Source organism: Paenibacillus sp. SAFN-117, from assembly GCF_051966115.1.
Classification (GTDB): Bacteria; Bacillota; Bacilli; order Paenibacillales; family NBRC-103111; genus Paenibacillus_L; species Paenibacillus_L residui.
This window is the reverse complement of record NZ_JBQCLK010000010.1, coordinates 17,216-34,012: the sequence shown is the minus strand read 5'-3', so window position 1 is coordinate 34,012 and position 16,797 is coordinate 17,216. Positions and strand designations below refer to the sequence as shown.

The window sequence follows — 16,797 nt, the reverse complement described above, 5'->3', positions numbered from 1 at the left end:
ATGCATATAACTACTTTAGGCTCCTGGGGCGCCTATCCGGCCGCTCAATCCGCCACCTCCGGCTATTTGCTCGAATCCGGCACGACCCGTATTCTCGTGGATTGCGGCTCGGGGGTACTGGCCCAACTACAGCGCTATACAGAGCTCGAATGGCTGGATGCCGTCGTTCTCTCGCACTCCCATACGGACCATATCGCCGATGTCTATTGCCTGCAGTATGCCATTATGATCCTGACCGAACTGGGCAAACGGTCCCGGCCGCTCGATATTTACGCCCATATCGAGGAACCGGAGCGGATGGAGAGCTTGAATTATCCGCCCTACTGCAGGGCTTACCCGATAGACGCGGGCGACCGGCTGACCATTGGGGATGTCCGCTTCCAATTCGGCCGGAATGTGCATCCCGTGTCGTGCTTATCCATGCGGATCGAGCATCAAGATAGAAGTATTGCCTACACGGCCGATACCGAATGGCATGACGGGCTGGTCGAGCTGAGCCGGGGGGCGGATATGCTCCTGTCCGAATGCAGTTTGTACAATCAGCAGTTTGGGAAGATTCGGGGCCATTTGACCGCGGGCGAGGCCGGCAGGCTGGCGGCTTTGGCCGATGCGGGCCGGCTCGTGCTGACCCATCTGCCGCATTACGGAGACCATCAGACATTAGTGAGACAGGCACAGGAACACTATTCGGGACCTGTGCAGCTAACCTATACCGGCGATTGCTTCGTCATTTGATCCATTAATGCAATGATAAGGAGAGGAAAAACCAATGATAAGTCGCAAATGGAAAACCATGTCCGTTATTATCGCGTGTGCTCTGCTAACGATGATCTTGGCTGCATGCGGCAGCGGGGGAGCGGCGGGGGGACGAGGCGCGGAGCAGAACAGCGGGCAGTCGGCCGGGTCGAATGCCGATCAGGGCGGCACCTCATCGGGCTCGGGAGATTCGGCCAAGACGGAGAATTCCGCCAAGGAAGGCGGGACGGTCGTTGTGGCCGTGCCGCAGGACCCGGATTTTCTCGATCCGCACCTGGCCGTCGCCTCGGGTACCCAGGAGATGATGTTCAACGTGTTCGAGGGGCTTCTCAAGCCTAACGAGCGGGGGGAAGTTCAGCCGGCAATTGCCCAATCGTACGAGATTTCCGACGATGGGCTGACCTATACCTTCAAGCTGCGCGAAGGGGTCAAGTTTCACAACGGCAATCCCGTCACCGCGGAGGATGTTCAGTATTCATATGAACGGCTGATGGGCAAGGACAGCGGGAAGCCTCTGTCCACCGCTTTCGGCAATGTGGAGTCGGTAGAGATAGTGGATTCGCAGACCATTGCGGTGAAGCTGAAAGCGAACGACGTGTCCTTCCTCAGCTATTTGACGGCTGCCATTCTTCCCGAAGGTTACGAGGATCAGAACACGGCTCCGATCGGCGCCGGCCCGTTCAAGTTTGTCGAATATGCTCCGAACCAGCGGCTCGTTCTGGAGAAGAACAAGGACTACTATATTCCGGGCGTCCCTTATCTTGATCGGGTGGAATTCCGCATCATGCCGGACAGCGAAGCCTCCCTGCTTGCGCTGAAGGCCGGGGAGATCGATATGTATCCGCGGATTGACAGCGAGCGGGCGGAAGAGCTTGGGGACGGCTTCCATTTTGTCGACGGGATGCAGAATATGGTTCAGCTTATGACCATGAATCACTCCCGGAAGCCTTTTGACAATGTGCTGGTGCGTCAGGCGATCAATTACGCGATTGATGTGGATGAGATCATTCAGGTGGTTGCGGCAGGCAAAGGAACCAAGCTCGGCTCCAACATGAGCCCGGCTATGCAGAAGTATTACCAGGAAGGGCTGGAGAACACCTACGACGTCAATCTGGAAAAAGCTAAAAGCCTGCTGGCCGAAGCAGGGTATGAGAACGGGTTCTCCACTACCATATCCGTACCCTCCAACTACAAGTTTCACGTTGACACCGCTCAGGTCATCGCCCAGCAGCTGCAGAAGGTGGGAATCCAGGCCGAGATTGAGCAGGTCGAGTGGGCCGTCTGGCTTGATCGGATTTATAAAGGCCGGGATTATGACATGACCATTATCGGGTTGACCGGTAAGCTGGACCCTCATGAGGTTCTGGTGCGTTATGCATCCGACTACAAAGCGAATTTTTACAATTATGTCAATCCGGAATACGACAAGCTGATCAAGCAAGCACAAATTGAGCTGGACGACGCCAAAAGGGTCGGGCTGTACAAGGAAGCCCAGAAGATTCTGACCGATGACGCGGTCGCCGTCTATATTATGGATCCTAACTTTGTTGTGGCGATGAAAAAAGAGCTGAAAGGCTACAAGCTCTATCCGATTTATGTGCAGGACATGTCCACCATGTATTACGAAAAATAAGCCTTCTGCTTTCAAAAGGAGTGTCCGCAGTGCCTTATATCCTTCGGAGAACGATGACGTTCATCGTTACTTTGATTCTGGTAGTTATCATGACCTTCGTCGTCTTCCGGATTATACCGGGAGATCCGGCGCTGACCATCCTCGGTATGGATGCGGACGAGGCGCTTTTGGCGGCTATGAAGGAGAAGCTCGGGACGGACCGGCCCTTATCGGAGCAGTTTGCCCAGTGGGTGAAGCAAATGGCCAAGGGGGACTTCGGGGAATCTCTGAAGTTCTCCCGCCCGGTGCTGCAGCTGATTCTGGAACGGCTGCCGGTAACCGTGTCGATTGCGCTGATGTCCATCGTCATGGCGCTGGTCATCGCCGTGCCCCTAAGTCTGTTAGCGGTAAAACGGCACGGCAAAGCGGCCGATCTGCTGATTTCCGGATGGACTCAGCTAGGGATGGCGGTGCCTTCGTTCTGGCTCGGCATTCTGCTGGTGTTGTTGCTCGGATTGACCTTCCGATGGTTTCCCGCCGGCGGATATGTGCCATGGTCGGAAAGTCCGGCGCAGGCATTGAAGTCGCTGTTCCTGCCCTCCCTGGCCGTGGCCATTCCGCAGGTAGCGGTCATTGTCCGGTATTTGCGGACGACCCTGCTGGAGCAGATGAACCAGGATTATGTGAAAACAGCCCACAGCAAAGGCTTGCGTGAGACAACGGTTTTGTACAAGCATGTGCTGAAAAACGCGCTCGTTCCTGTCATCACGGTCGTTGGCATGATTTTTGCCGATGTTCTGGGAGGAAGTTTGATCATTGAGCAGGTCTATGCGCTTCCCGGATTGGGCCGCCTGATGGTTTCCTCGATCGGTGCCCGGGATTTTCCGCTGGTGCAGGGAATGGTGCTGTTTACGGCTTTCATAGTGATTTTGGTCAATTTTACCGTAGATTTGCTGTACAGGGTCGTTGATCCAAGAATCCGGTTAAAGTAGGTGGGAGAAGTGAAGAAGGCGACGAATCCGAGCCTGTGGATCGGCGGCTCGATCGTGGGCGCACTGCTTTTATTCATGGTTGTCAGCCTGATCTATATTCCTCATGACGTGAATGCGATGAACTCCGGTGCCCGCCTGCTTGCTCCAAGCTATCAGCATTTGTTGGGCACAGATCATTTCGGGCGGGATGTCTTCAGCCGGCTGATGCAAGCCTCGCAGACCGCCTTCCAAATCGGGGGCATGTCGGTAATTATCGCCGCTTCCGGCGGCCTGATCATTGGCGCGTTCGCGGGATATTTCGGCGGTTGGGCCGACGAATTGGCCATGCGGGTGATGGATGCGATGATGGCCTTCCCCGGCATTATTCTGGCGTTGACACTTGTCGCCGTATTCGGCCCGAGCCTGCAGAACACCATTCTGGCCATTGGCATAATGGGGATTCCTTCTTTTTCCCGCATTGTCAGGAGCGGATTTATGCAGTTCAAGCAGTTGGATTTTGTCAAAGCGGCAAGAGGGGTCGGGGCGGGGCATCTTCGGATCATGTTCCTGCATATTCTGCCCAATGTCGTTCCGCCATTAATCGTTGCCGCCTCGATGAGCTTCTCGGGAGCGATCCTGGCGGAGGCGGGCCTTAGCTACCTGGGATTAGGGGTGCAGCCTCCGGACCCCAGCTGGGGCCGAATGCTGAATGAGGCTCAGAGTTATATTGTCAGAGCTCCCTGGTATACCTTGGCTCCTGGAGTGCTGATCACGGTCACGGTGCTGGGCTTCAATCTGCTGGGAGACGGCATACGGGATTGGAACGATCCGAGGATGGCCGGGCAACGTGGAGCATGATGGAAGGGAGACGTATGGATCTTGGTCGAATCGTGGATGAGTGGGATAAGAAATATGATAGGAGCTTATGCGATACGTTTTAACCGGACAAGGAAGAAGATAATGCATCTATTTCGCGCCAAAATCCTCGGATGTGTCGAAATAGCAGTACAAATGCATCGATTTTGGCCGGAAAGCAACTTCTGGAAACCAATGGTCCTTTATATTGAGGTTTGATCGATTTGCGGACAGGCCGGAGAAGGAGGGATATGGATGGAGCAAATACATTTGCTAACGGGGAGGAACCATCGGAAGGCAGAAGCAGGTCAGAGGAATAATGGGGGGCAGGAAGGGCAAAATTGGCAGAAGGACGGGAACCAGGCGCCATTGCTCGAAATAGAAAACCTGTATGTTGGTGTGGGAAAGGGCAGGGAGATAAGAAATGTCCTGGAAGGAGTAACTCTGCCGATAGCCCAGGGAGAGATCGTGGGCTTGGTCGGGGAATCCGGCTGCGGCAAAAGCATGGCCTCTCTCGCCATTCTAGGTCTGCTTCCCCGCGGGGCCCGCATCACGGGCGGTTCGATCCGGTATCAAGGGAGAGAGCTTCATTCGCTCCCCAAGGACGAAATGCGCAAGCTGCGTGGCAAGGAGCTGTCGATGATCTTTCAGGACCCGATGACATCGCTCAATCCGGTGTTGACGATCGGAGAGCAGCTTGTGGAGATGATCACCCTTCATCTGGGGATAAAGCGACGCGAAGCGCTGGAGCATGCGGCAGAGATGCTGGGCAAGGTAGGGCTGTCCAGGGCCGGAATGCTGCTGCGCGAATACCCCCATCAATTATCTGGAGGAATGCGGCAGCGGGTCATGATCGCCATAGCGCTTTCCTGCTCGCCTAATTTGCTCATTGCCGATGAGCCTACAACGGCGCTCGACGTCAGCATTCAGGCGCAGATTCTCGATTTAATGGCCGATTTCAACCGGACGGACAACACCTCCATCTTGCTGGTCTCCCACGATTTGGGCGTCATTGCCGAGAGATGCGGCAAGGTGGCTGTCATGTATGCCGGACAAATTGTAGAGATGGCGGCAACGGACCGGCTGTTTCGCTCTCCGCAGCATCCCTATACCCGGGGACTGATCGATTCGATCCCATCTCCGGACAAGAAAGGCCGACCGCTGTATTCCATACCGGGACGTGTGCCAGGGATAGCCGAGCGGGGAGCGGGCTGTCATTTTGCCGGGCGCTGTCCTTATGCGGACGAACGCTGCCGGTTGAGCGCACCGCCTCCGGTCAGGCTCGATGAAGGGCACACCGTACGCTGCTGGGCGGTTGGGGCAGAGGCGGAAGAGAGGAGGGAATTGGCCCATGCCTAGACATATAGAGGCGCTTTCCGCCAAACCGGACACAGCCGAGCGGATCGCTGCCGAGCCGGACAGTGCCGGTCCTATAGGTGCCGGGCAGGTTTCCGGCAGGCCGGTGCCCGTCAGGCCTGCAGGCACGGGCCCGGACACGGCAAGGCCTAGCGGTGCCAGGACGAACGGAGCCAGGCTGTACAATGCCGAGTTGAGCAGTGCCTGGCCGCATAGTGCCGAACCGGTCCATGCCCGGTCGGGCAGTGCCGGGTCAAACCGTGCAGAGACGTGCAGTGCCGAACTGAACCGTACCAGGCCGAACAATTCCGCACCGATTCTGTCCGTTCAATCCCTGGTGAAGCATTACCCGGTGGCGTCACAAGGGCTGCGAAGAGGCAGATTGGTGCGTGCGGTGGACGGTATTTCCTTCGACATTCTGGAAGGTGAAACGCTCGGACTGGTAGGAGAAAGCGGCTGCGGCAAATCCACCACGGCACATATGATTGCTTCCCTCGTCAGGCCGACCTCCGGAGCGATTCGGTATGGCGGCAAGAGCACAGCCGAAGCCAAGGGCAGCGAACAGAGGGCGCTGCGCAGGGAAATTCAGCTTGTCTTTCAAGATCCATACGCTTCTCTCAACCCTCGTCACCGAATTTTGGCTGTGCTGGAAGAGCCTCTGCGGGTGCATAGACTTGGGGACCAACGGACAAGACGCAAGCAGGCGGAGGAAATGTTGGAACTCGTCGGGCTCGACGCTTCTTTCGGGAGGCGGTACGCGCATGAGCTGAGCGGCGGGCAGCGCCAACGGATCGGCATCGCCCGCGCATTGATGCTGCAGCCCCGGTTAATTGTCGCCGACGAGCCGGTTTCTGCGCTGGATGTATCCGTTCAGGCGCAAATCTTAAACCTTTTGAAGGAAATGCAGAGGAAATTTTCGCTGACTTATTTGTTCGTATCCCATGATTTGAATGTAGTCCATTACATGAGTGACCGGGTGGCGGTCATGTATTTGGGTAAAATCGTGGAAATAGCGCCTGTAGATCGGATTTACTCCTCGCCGCTTCATCCTTATACCCAAGGATTGCTTGCCTTGATTCCAGGAAAGCGCCAAGAGAGCAGAGGCGGAAGGACGGCCTCGGGCAGCGGAGCATTTTCCCGCCCGCTTTTGCTTGGCGAAGGCCTCTCTGAATTACCTGCTACAAAGGAGGATGGCCCAAGAACGTTCAGCGAAGAAACGTCCGAGCTGATGGCTCCTCGAAGTGAAACGACTAATCCGACGGCCCTTACTGGAGAAATGCCTGACCCCGTGTCGACGCCTTCGGGCTGCGCTTTTCACCCCCGCTGTCCTTGGGCCCGAGAAGGTTGCAGACAAGCGGTGCCGCCTCTGCAGGAAGCGGGGGACGGCCACTATGTTCGCTGCTTTCTGCCTTAAGGATTCGACGAACACGGCCCATCCTCCGGTATGTTGCAGTTATCGGGTCACTACATTTTTCCATGAGGTGTTTGTTACGGCAGCTATCCTACTATAGGAAACTGCTTGAGTGGACTGAATCACAGGAATGACCGACGCATTGCTCCATTGATGGAGCGAAGAAATGAAGGCTATCGATTTTCAACGACATTTGGATATAGAGGAGAAGGGGCTGACTAAATGAGAATAGGCATCTTATCGGATTTGCATGTGGATTTGAATCACTCGGAGACGGACATCCCGATAGAGGAGGCGCTGGCACGGGCAGTCGAAGAACGGCAGGTCGAGAGGATGATCATTGCCGGGGATTTGACCAACGATTGGGAGACGACATTGGAGGCGCTGGACAGAATAGAAAGGATGACTTCGGTTCCCTGCTTGTTCGTGCCGGGAAATCACGATGTATGGAATATCAACGCTCCCGGAAGATCGGCCTGGGAAGCCTACGACAAGCTGAAGGAATTTCCTCGCAATCTTGCAAACGGAGCCTTCCGGTTAACGGATCATTGGGTGGTGATCGGCGACCTCGGCTGGTATGATTACTCTTTCGCCTCCCCCGACTTTACTTTCGAGCAGTTGGAGCGCATGCAGTGGGGGGAACGGACCTGGAAGGACAGCCTCTATGCCGATTGGGGAATGTCGGTGGGGCAGGTCCATAATTATTTTGTGGAAAAATTGAAGAGGCAATTAGATGAGCATCGAGGCAGCAGCATTATTCTCGTAACTCATGTAGTTCCTCACAAGGCTTTTACCGTGCCGGAAACGATCGGGGAGTGGCGTTATTTCAACGGATTCCTCGGGAGCCGACAGTACGGCAAGTTGATTCGCGATTACTCGGACTCCATTCGTTATGCCGTATCGGGACATGTCCATTACCGTAAAGAGGTGGAAGAGAACGGTGTCCGATTATTGAATAACGGTTTGGGTTATCGCCGGGAATGGAGAAGCGGCCAAGGAGCGATGGAGGAAGTCAAACGAGCCTTGTTGACGATTGATTTGGACTAACAGATAGCATCCCTCTGATATAGAGTTAACAATCAGTATGTATATTGAACTTGTAAGACAAACCAATATTTTTGGGCCCAAAAAAAGCGGCCAAATGAAGTATCTGCTCCCTTTAATAATCCCGATTTCCTTGACATGAAACGAAAGGTTTAAAGCTGTTCTTTGAAAAAGTTTCTCTACTTCGCCGCTTTTTGGGCAAAAAATCCTTTGACTTTGGGGCAAAACGTTGATATCATTGCCTTGTATAAATAGGATTTGGCCCAAATTTTGTGCAAGCATGGCACTGCTTGAAACATAAGCGGATATTACTTTACAGGCGAAGGAGTATAGAGAAAGATGCCTACTTTGAAAGAAATCGCGCAGCACGCCGGATTTTCTATTTCTACCGTTTCCCGGGTTTTAAATAATGATAACAGCCGGCATATTAGCTCGGAGACCAAATCAAAGATCTGGAATGTTGCCAATCAGCTAGGCTATATTCCTGCCCAAACGGCCAAATCGACCGCACGTAAAAGCGCTTCCCCGGCGAGGACGGAATACCGGCAAGTAGGCTGTATCGTATCCGTTCCCCAGAATAAATACAACCACCCCTATTTCTCTCCGATTCTGGAGGGAATAGAGAAGAAGCTGTCTGAGCTGAACTGCTCCCTCGCTTACGTAATCACCATGAACGAAATAGAGGGAGAGAAGGCGATGCGCAGGCTGCTTCAGGATACGAAGCTGGACGGCCTCATTATTGTTGAGGGTATCGACCAGGAGATGTACGAAACGATCAAGAGGATTGTTCCGGCCGTCGTAGGCATCGATATTGCCGATCCTTCCGTCCCCGTTATTTCTTATGATCGCGTGCAAGCGGCCAAATCGGCGGTCCGGCATCTGATCCGGCAGGGCCACAAGCGGATCGGTTTTATCGGCGGGACGGGGCTTACCGGTGATTTGGAGCGGGAGAAGCGCTATCGCGGTTATCGCGATGCCCTGCAGGAGGCGGGACTGGAAGCGGCCCCCCGCTGGATCATTAATGCGGGCTGGGACGTGAACGTCAGCTATTCCCGGATGGCCGAAGTGCTGGATTCGAAGGCGGGAGAGCCTCCTACGGCTATTTTCGCCGCGAGCGATATGATGGCCATCTCGGCAATGCGGGCCGTCACGGAACGAGGATTGCGGATTCCGGAGGATGTGGCCTTCATCGGGCTGGACAATATCGAAGTGTCCCAATTTACCACTCCGCCGCTTTCGACGATTCATATTCCGAAGAGCGAGATAGGCATGATGGCGGCGAAGGTGCTGGTAGATCAAATAGAGGGCAACCATCCGCTTCCGTTCAAGCTGCTGATGCCTTTTCAACTCATAATCCGGCAATCATCCGATTATCAGAGAGAGTAAAACAGCGCAGGTATGAAGACATAGAGTCCGCGGAACGGAGAGGATAGGAAGCAATCTTCTGATCTATATAGATGATAGAGTCCGAAACCTCCGCGGCAATATTTTTTTTGATCATTGGACAAATAACGGCCTTTTTGGGCCCAAAAACACATTATGTTGAAGGAAGGGAATCGGCTTGGAGCAGATACGAATCGGGGTTATCGGACTCGGATGGAGAGCGGGAGTCACTAAATACTGGCATCGGCCGGATGGCAAATCGGTTGTTGTCGCAGGGGCGGATACCAATCCGGCGCGTCTGGACAAATTTAGGGAGAGAGTCAATCCGGATGCCGATGTGATGCTGGATTACCGGGAGCTATTGCAGAGGCCGGATATTGATGCGGTCGTAGTAATGACTCCCGATCACTGCCACGACGAACATGCGGTAGCGGCGCTAAGAGCCGGCAAGCACGTCTATTGTGAGAAGCCGCTGGCCGTTACGGTGGACGGCTGCGACCGGATTCTGGAGGCGTGGCGGGATTCCGGCAAGCATTTCATGATTGGCTTCAATATGCGCTACATGAACATGTACCGTACGATGAAGGAAATTATCGCGGCCGGGGATATCGGAGAGGTGAAGGCGGTCTGGGTCCGTCATTTTGTAGGACTTGGAAGCGATTACTATTACCATAGCTGGCACGGCAGCTCGAAGAACACGACCTCCCTGCTGCTGCAGAAAGCCTCTCATGATATCGACATCATCCATTGGCTTACCGGCCGTTATACGACCAAGGTGGCCGCATTCGGCGGAGTCGACTACTTCGGAGGCAGCAAGCCTAATGATCTCACCTGTCCCGAATGTCCGGAGAAGGAGACATGCCCGGAAGCGCGGTTCGGTCCTCTGACACAATGCGCCTTCCGCGAGGAAATCGACGTGGAGGATAACAGCATGGTGCTGATGGAGCTGGAGGGAGGCATCAAGGCTTCTTACATGCAGTGTCATTTTACTCCGGATTACGAAAGGAATTATACGATTATCGGGACGGAAGGGAGAATAGAGAATTCGGAGCCCAATAACCAGGTGATTGTGAAATCGAGAAAATCCAATACGTGGCGCGATTTGTCGGACAGAGTTTACAACATCCGCAAAGCGGAAGGCTCTCACAACGGGGCGGACGAGAAAATATGTGAGGACTTCATTAACATGATCCTCCATGGGAAAGAACCGGTAGCTCAGCCTATTGCCGGCCGGATGAGTGTAGCTGTCGGCTGCGCCGCGACCGAGTCGATGAGAGCAGGCGGCAGAGTGATTCGGGTGAAAGAGCCCCAGCCGTGGATGCTTGGCCTTAACGAATCAGCGGTCCGCTATTGACCATGAACCATCAAGCTTGCAGTAAAGGGGGGCTCATTGTTGAATCAACCAGCGGTTTATACCCATGCCGACAAGGCGAAACGCCTGTCTAAATGGAAAGCGTTCAAACGAACGCTTCGCAAAAATTGGGATTTGTATTTGCTCATCACTCCCGTTATCGTCTACTTTTTCATCTTCGATTACATACCGATGTACGGTGTGCAGATCGCCTTTAAAAATTTCGTTGCGGCCAAAGGCATTTGGGGCAGCGATTGGAGCGGGTTCGTTCATTTTCAACGGTTCTTTGACAGCTATTATTTCGGGCGCCTGATTTGGAACACATTCAGCATTAGTCTGTATCAGTTGGCTGTCGGATTTCCGATACCGTTATTGCTCGCTCTTCTGATTAACGAGGTTGGAAGCAGGTCCTTCAAGCGGTTCGTGCAAACGGTTACTTATGCGCCGCATTTCCTGTCCACTGTCGTTATGGTCGGCTTGATCTTTATTTTCCTGTCACCGCAAAACGGGATCATCAATCATATCATCGTGTTCTTCGGAGGCGAACCGATCTCTTTCATGACGGAGTCGAAATGGTTTAAAACCATTTACGTCTTCTCCGGGGTGTGGCAGGGAATGGGCTGGAGCTCGATCATCTATTTGGCAGCGCTTTCCGGTATCGATCCTTCCCTGCATGAGGCGGCACGAGTCGATGGAGCAAGCCGGCTTCGCCGCATCTGGCATATCAACCTGCCGGGAATTATGCCGACGGTCGTCATTCTCTTGATTCTGAATGTCGGTCACATTATGGGTGTCGGCTTCGAGAAAATTTATTTGATGCAGAACAATTTAAACATCGAAAGCTCCGACGTTATATCCACCTATGTGTACACGCAAGGGATTGTGGGGGCGCAGTACAGCTTTGCCGCCGCCGTAGGACTGTTTAATTCCATTATTAACGTCATTCTGCTGGTAGCCGTGAACCAAATCGCGAGAAAAGTCAATGAAACCAGCTTGTGGTAGGGAGGCATAACGGTGAAAGAAACTTTTACGGACCGTCTGGTGGGGGGCATCATCTATGCCATCCTTACGGTCATACTCCTAATTATTTTGTACCCGCTTGTCTTTGTCGTCAGCGCCTCGATCAGTGATCCGCTGTCGGTGACCAAGGGTGAGATGTGGCTGTTTCCGAAAAACTTGTCCTTCATAGGCTATGAACTGATTTTCGCCAACAAAGAAATCTGGATCGGATACAAGAACACGATTATTTACACCGTTGTCGGCACGTCTGTCAATTTAATCATGACGATTATGGCCGCTTATCCGCTATCGCGCAAAGACTTTGCCGGCCGCAATGTCATCACGGGGTATATCGTCTTCACGATGTTTTTCAGCGGCGGGCTGATCCCGACTTACCTGCTTGTCAAAAATCTCGGCATGATCAATTCCATGTGGGCGCTGATCATTCCCGGAGCCGTCTCTGTCTGGAACATCATCATTATGAGGACCTTCTTCCAGACCAGCATACCGAACGAAATTCAGGAATCGGCGGCGATCGACGGCTGCTCCAATTTACAGACTCTGTGGAAAATTGTGCTTCCGCTTTCCATGCCGGTGATTGCCGTCATGATCTTGTTCTACAGCGTCGGCCATTGGAATGCTTATTTCAACGCCTTGATTTATTTGAACGACCGCGATAAATATCCGCTTCAGCTATTCCTGCGGGAAATTCTTATCAAATCGGAAGTGGATAACATGGCGGGCGGCATGGACCTGTCGGTACAGAAGCATTTGATGGAGGCGGAGGCCATCAAATATGCGATTGTCATCGTGGCTAATTTGCCGGTTCTGGCGGTCTACCCGTTCCTGCAGAAGTATTTTACGAAAGGGTTTCTGGTCGGTGCAATCAAAGGCTAGCCCATAGTCTTTGTTCACAAATAGACATTAGCTTAAGGGAGGTTAAACTTTTTATGCAAAGTTTGAAAAGACTGACTTCAGTAATGCTCGTGGGCGCCATGACAGCCGGGCTGCTCTCGGCTTGCGGCGGAGACAAGGGAGGGCAGACGTCTTCCGGGAATGACACAAATAAAGAACCGGTGGAGCCGGCCGTCAAGACGGAAGGATTTCCGATTGTTGAGAATCCGATCAAGCTGACCTTCTTTGCGGGCAAAGCGCCGTCCGCCCCTGCCAACTGGAACGATCTTCCGGTCTGGAAGGAATATGCGAAGATGACGAACATCGAGGTCGATTTCCAATTGACTCCGACGGAAAGTCTCGCGGAGAAGCGGAATCTGGTTCTGTCCGGCGGGGATTATCCGGATGCGTTCCACACGGCCAGGCTTTCTCCAGTCGATGTTATGAACTATGGATCTCAGGGCATTTTTATTCCTCTTAATGATTTGATAGACAAGTACGCTCCCAACTTCAAGAAGCTTCTGGAACAGTACCCGGAGATAAAGAAGGGCCTGACGATGCCGGACGGCAATATTTATTCCTTCCCGACGTTCTACGATCCGGAGTTCAAGTCGGTTATCATCGGCCAGAAGCTGTGGTATAACAAGAGCTTCCTGGAGCAGCTCGGCATGAAGGAGCCGGAAACGACCGATGAATTCTATGAATATTTGAAGGCCGTCAAGACGCTGAACCCCAAATATATTCCTTATGCGGCCAGCAATTACGGCTCGCTGCTCGATGAAGTGAAGGGAGCATGGGGGCTCGGCAACCGCGGCAACGCCCACCGGATGGACATCGATCCGAAGACGAAGGAACTTCGATATATTCCGGCTTCCCCGGAGTACAAGGAAGTGCTGGAGTACATGAACAAGATGTATAAAGAAGGACTATTCGTCGATAACCTGCTGACGATTAAAGGCCCGGAAGTCAATGCTCTGATGGACGAAGGCATCGTCGGCGCTTCCGTGACGAACAGCCCGCATGCGATCAGCGGAGTGAGCATTGAGCATTTTGTCGGGGCTCCGGTATTGAAAGGGCCTCATGGAGACCAGGTGTTCTCAAGGGCGCGTCCGGCGCTTATCGATCTTGGAGCTTTCGTCATTACGGATAAGAACAAGCATCCGGAAGCGACCGTGCGCTGGATCGATTACTTCTACAGCGAGGAAGGCAGCAAGCTGTTTTTTATGGGGATTAAAGATTTGAGCTACGTCGAGAAGCCGGACGGCACACTCGAATATACGGAAGAGTACAAGAAGGAACCGTCGAAATACGTTTCGTTCGCGGGCGGGTTCTATCCCGCATTGCTGACTGCCAAGACGTATAAGGGCGGAGAATCGACGCCGGAAAGTATGGAGGCGGCCGCCAAGGCAGAGCCTTATTGGCCGGAGGAAGTATGGCCCGCGTTCACTTTCACCCAGGAGGAGCTGAACCGGTATACCCCTCTTCACACCGATATCAACAAATACGTGGATGAAATGACCGCGAAATTTATTACGGGGGACACCCCTTTCTCCGAATGGGATAAATATATCCAGACGATCGAAAAGATGGGCCTGAAAGAATATAAGGAAATATATTCGGCCGCTTACGAGCGTTTTAAGAATAACGGCTAGCGTCAAGAAGTTTTCCCCCCGGGTCATCTTGATCCGGGGAGGAGTTTATCCAAATACAACTATTTCGGGAGGGAAAGTTATGTTTTGGAAGCGCAAATCGATTTCTGTGTTGCTGGCTATTACGCTGTTGCTGTCCTTTCTTCCGGCCGCTCATGCAAAGACGGAGCCCTTATTTGATGTATGGGCGCCGTCGAATACGCAAAAAGTGATGCTGGATGAACCGTTTCCGGCCGATGCTAACCGGGTAATGAAGCTGGAGGCCGCCCGCAATGAATTCGAAAGCGGCCAAGTGATCGTGAAGGCGGGAAACAACCCTCTGCGCAAGCTGCAGGTATCTATTAGCGACTTGAAGCAGCAGGGCGGCCCGGCGAAAATAGGCAAGGAGCATATTCAACTGTTCAGGCAGCATTATATCGAGGTAACAACGTCTACGACTCCCGCCTATCCGAAAGGATGGTACCCGGATGCGCTTATCCCACTCGAAGGCAAGCTGGAGGTGGCCGCAGGGGAGAATCAGGGCATTTGGGTCAAAGTATATGTTCCGAAAGGAATACCGGCGGGCAGCTATACCGGAGAGATTCAACTGCATGAGACGGGAAATCCGGTGCGGATTCCGGTGGAACTGACCGTATGGGATTTCGAATTGACGGATGAAAGCCATTCCAAGACAGGGTTTGGCGTCTGGGGCGGTCCCGTTCAGGAAGCTCACGGGAATGTTCAAGGAGAAGAGGCCTGGAAGTATATTGAGAAATATTACTGGGCTTCCGTCGAACAACGTCTGACCCCGGGCTATCTGCCGATTCCGGATAAGGATATCGATGAGTATATAGAGCGAGCGGCCAGATTTATTAATGATCCCCGGATATCGGCTTATCGCCTGCCTTATTATAGAGATGCACAAGGGGAACCGAATAAGGAGAAGATCAAGGAACTCGTTGACAAGCTTAGGGAAAAAGGCATGCTGGACAAAGGGTATTTCTATGTCAGCGAAATTGATGAGCCGGTCCCGCATCCGAATGCTCCGAATCATTACGACCGGGTGAAGGTCATTAATGATGCCTTGAAGGAAGCAGCTCCGGATGTTCCGCATCTGGTGACGATCCAGCCTCTGGATGAACTGCTGGGCGATGTCGACATTTGGACCCCGGAAATCGATAAATATGATTATGATTTCGCGCGGGAGAGACAGGCGGCAGGAGAGCATGTTTGGTGGTACACGAGCGTCTTCCCCAAGCATCCGTTCCCGTCCTATCATCTGGATGACGACCTGGTCGGAACCCGTCTGTTAACGTGGATGCAGCATGATTACGGTGTGGAAGGCACGCTGTACTGGGCCACTACCCAGTTTCAGAAGTATAATGCCGCCGAGAAGAAATATGTGAGCCGGGATGTATGGAAGGATCCGCTTGCTTTTCCGGGAGCGAATGGCGACGGCTATTTGTTCTATCCCGGCACGGAGATCGGTATCGACGGTCCGATCGGGACGATCCGTCTGGAAGTGCTAAGGGAGAGCATGGAGGATTACGAATACTTGTGGCATTACGAGCAGCGGCTGCGCGAAACCGCGGCCAGACTGGGAGTAGAGGACTCTTTCCCATATCGCGATGCGATCCGGCCGTTCTATGACCGGTTGTATGAGGACATCAAAACTTTTGAAGAAAATCCCGATCTCGTCATGCAGGTTCGCCGGGAAATCGCCCGGGAAATCGTGGCTAGGGAAGCGGTAACGGCATTGGTCGCGGTCGAAGCGCCGACGGTAGGCAGCAGAACCGTAACGGTTTATGCTGAGAAGGGCGCTCAGGTTACTTTGAACGGGATGCCTCTTGAGGTGTCCAAGTCAGAAGGGATGCATGACCAATTTGCCCGTACGCTTACACTTGGGCCGGGACTTCATAAGGTGGATATCATAGTCACCAAGAACGGGATGACCCGGGAGATTCATCGGGAGCTGGCGGTATACGAATTCGATACTCCTTATACGATACCGCTCAACGATGTGGAGACGGAGGAGGCGATCAAACGCTTTACTTCATCCACCGTAAATCTGAGCTTGTCTGACGAATATGTCACGGAAGGGAATCATTCGATGAAGGCGGTATTCCCGGCCGATGTGAATTTTCCGAATTTCCGCCTGTTCGAGGCGGGCAAAGGCTTCCGCAGCGCCGACTGGTCCGGGTTCGATGTGCTGGAGTTTGATGTTTATAATCCGGGCGGTACCACCCAATTTTATGTCAAATTCCATCAATTGAACGGCAAGACGGATGATTCCTTTATCCAAACGGTAAGAAGCCAACATGGAAAAACGATACGCATCCCGTTGAATAAAGTCGATCTGGATATCACTCAAATGAAGGGGATTGAAATCTGGGTGTGGCGGCATAGCCTTCAGCAAACCTTGTATTTCGACAACTTCAGGTTCTTATCTACTGAGCCCGGGGAAACGATGGCTCCTTAAGAGGATACGGAATAACACCGACCACTATCGAATACTATGGTTAGCAAACGATTGACAA

At 53.1% G+C, this 16,797-nt stretch carries 13 protein-coding genes; all 13 read left to right on the top strand.

Going from position 1 to position 16,797, the window contains the following annotated elements; all coding sequences use genetic code 11:
* The 13 genes from ACTHRH_RS08495 to ACTHRH_RS08435 all read left to right on the top strand — a co-directional run bounded on the left by ACTHRH_RS08495 (position 1) and on the right by ACTHRH_RS08435 (position 16,739).
* On the top strand, positions 1-735 hold the full coding sequence (locus ACTHRH_RS08495) for an MBL fold metallo-hydrolase (protein WP_379291034.1): 735 nt from the start codon (positions 1-3) through the stop codon (positions 733-735).
* 34 nt (positions 736-769) lie between these two features.
* Entirely contained in the window at positions 770-2,389 is a 1,620-nt protein-coding gene (locus ACTHRH_RS08490) for an ABC transporter substrate-binding protein (RefSeq protein WP_260982069.1), read from the top strand.
* A 29-nt stretch (positions 2,390-2,418) separates the two neighbouring features.
* Complete coding sequence (locus ACTHRH_RS08485; RefSeq protein ID WP_144936865.1) at positions 2,419-3,360, top strand: ABC transporter permease; 942 nt, start codon at positions 2,419-2,421, stop codon at positions 3,358-3,360.
* Between the two features lie 9 nt (positions 3,361-3,369).
* The gene (locus tag ACTHRH_RS08480; protein WP_260982070.1) at positions 3,370-4,197 is read left to right on the top strand and encodes an ABC transporter permease; all 828 of its coding nucleotides are present in this window, start codon (positions 3,370-3,372) and stop codon (positions 4,195-4,197) included.
* Between the two features lie 252 nt (positions 4,198-4,449).
* Positions 4,450-5,553, top strand: a complete 1,104-nt coding sequence (locus ACTHRH_RS08475; protein WP_144936867.1) for an ABC transporter ATP-binding protein — start codon at positions 4,450-4,452, stop codon at positions 5,551-5,553.
* Positions 5,546-6,964, top strand: a complete 1,419-nt coding sequence (locus ACTHRH_RS08470; RefSeq protein WP_144936870.1) for an ABC transporter ATP-binding protein — start codon at positions 5,546-5,548, stop codon at positions 6,962-6,964. Before ACTHRH_RS08475 ends, ACTHRH_RS08470 begins: the two co-directional genes overlap by 8 nt.
* 219 nt (positions 6,965-7,183) lie before the next feature.
* Complete coding sequence (locus ACTHRH_RS08465) at positions 7,184-8,008, top strand: metallophosphoesterase (protein ID WP_144936873.1); 825 nt, start codon at positions 7,184-7,186, stop codon at positions 8,006-8,008.
* Between the two features lie 336 nt (positions 8,009-8,344).
* A complete protein-coding gene (locus ACTHRH_RS08460; protein WP_440415031.1) occupies positions 8,345-9,391 on the top strand; it encodes a LacI family DNA-binding transcriptional regulator in 1,047 nt (348 codons plus the stop codon).
* Between the two features lie 175 nt (positions 9,392-9,566).
* Positions 9,567-10,742, top strand: a complete 1,176-nt coding sequence (locus tag ACTHRH_RS08455; protein WP_144936879.1) for a Gfo/Idh/MocA family protein — start codon at positions 9,567-9,569, stop codon at positions 10,740-10,742.
* 84 nt (positions 10,743-10,826) lie between these two features.
* Positions 10,827-11,741 (top strand): ABC transporter permease, encoded by a 915-nt coding sequence (locus ACTHRH_RS08450; RefSeq protein ID WP_260982074.1) that lies wholly within the window; start codon positions 10,827-10,829, stop codon positions 11,739-11,741.
* A gap of 12 nt (positions 11,742-11,753) precedes the next feature.
* The gene (locus ACTHRH_RS08445; RefSeq protein ID WP_144936885.1) at positions 11,754-12,635 is read left to right on the top strand and encodes a carbohydrate ABC transporter permease; all 882 of its coding nucleotides are present in this window, start codon (positions 11,754-11,756) and stop codon (positions 12,633-12,635) included.
* Positions 12,636-12,688: 53 nt separating this feature from the next.
* Positions 12,689-14,284, top strand: coding sequence for an extracellular solute-binding protein (locus ACTHRH_RS08440; protein ID WP_144936888.1), 1,596 nt, complete (start codon positions 12,689-12,691; stop codon positions 14,282-14,284).
* 79 nt (positions 14,285-14,363) lie between these two features.
* Positions 14,364-16,739 carry a glycoside hydrolase domain-containing protein gene (locus tag ACTHRH_RS08435; protein WP_440415028.1) on the top strand — a complete coding sequence of 792 codons (2,376 nt, stop codon included), beginning with the start codon at positions 14,364-14,366 and terminating at the stop codon, positions 16,737-16,739.
* Positions 16,740-16,797 lie beyond the last annotated feature (58 nt).

Bases quoted from the DNA above. Each gene is read 5' to 3' on its own strand.
- ACTHRH_RS08495 (WP_379291034.1), top strand. From the start codon at position 1: ATGCATATAACTACTTTAGGCTCCTGGGGCGCCTATCCGGCCGCTCAA.
- ACTHRH_RS08465 (WP_144936873.1), top strand. From the start codon at position 7,184: ATGAGAATAGGCATCTTATCGGATTTGCATGTGGATTTGAATCACTCG.
- ACTHRH_RS08460 (WP_440415031.1), top strand. From the start codon at position 8,345: ATGCCTACTTTGAAAGAAATCGCGCAGCACGCCGGATTTTCTATTTCT.
- ACTHRH_RS08440 (WP_144936888.1), top strand. From the start codon at position 12,689: ATGCAAAGTTTGAAAAGACTGACTTCAGTAATGCTCGTGGGCGCCATG.
- ACTHRH_RS08435 (WP_440415028.1), top strand. From the start codon at position 14,364: ATGTTTTGGAAGCGCAAATCGATTTCTGTGTTGCTGGCTATTACGCTG.
- ACTHRH_RS08475 (WP_144936867.1), top strand. From the start codon at position 4,450: ATGGAGCAAATACATTTGCTAACGGGGAGGAACCATCGGAAGGCAGAA.
- ACTHRH_RS08490 (WP_260982069.1), top strand. From the start codon at position 770: ATGATAAGTCGCAAATGGAAAACCATGTCCGTTATTATCGCGTGTGCT.
- ACTHRH_RS08470 (WP_144936870.1), top strand. From the start codon at position 5,546: ATGCCTAGACATATAGAGGCGCTTTCCGCCAAACCGGACACAGCCGAG.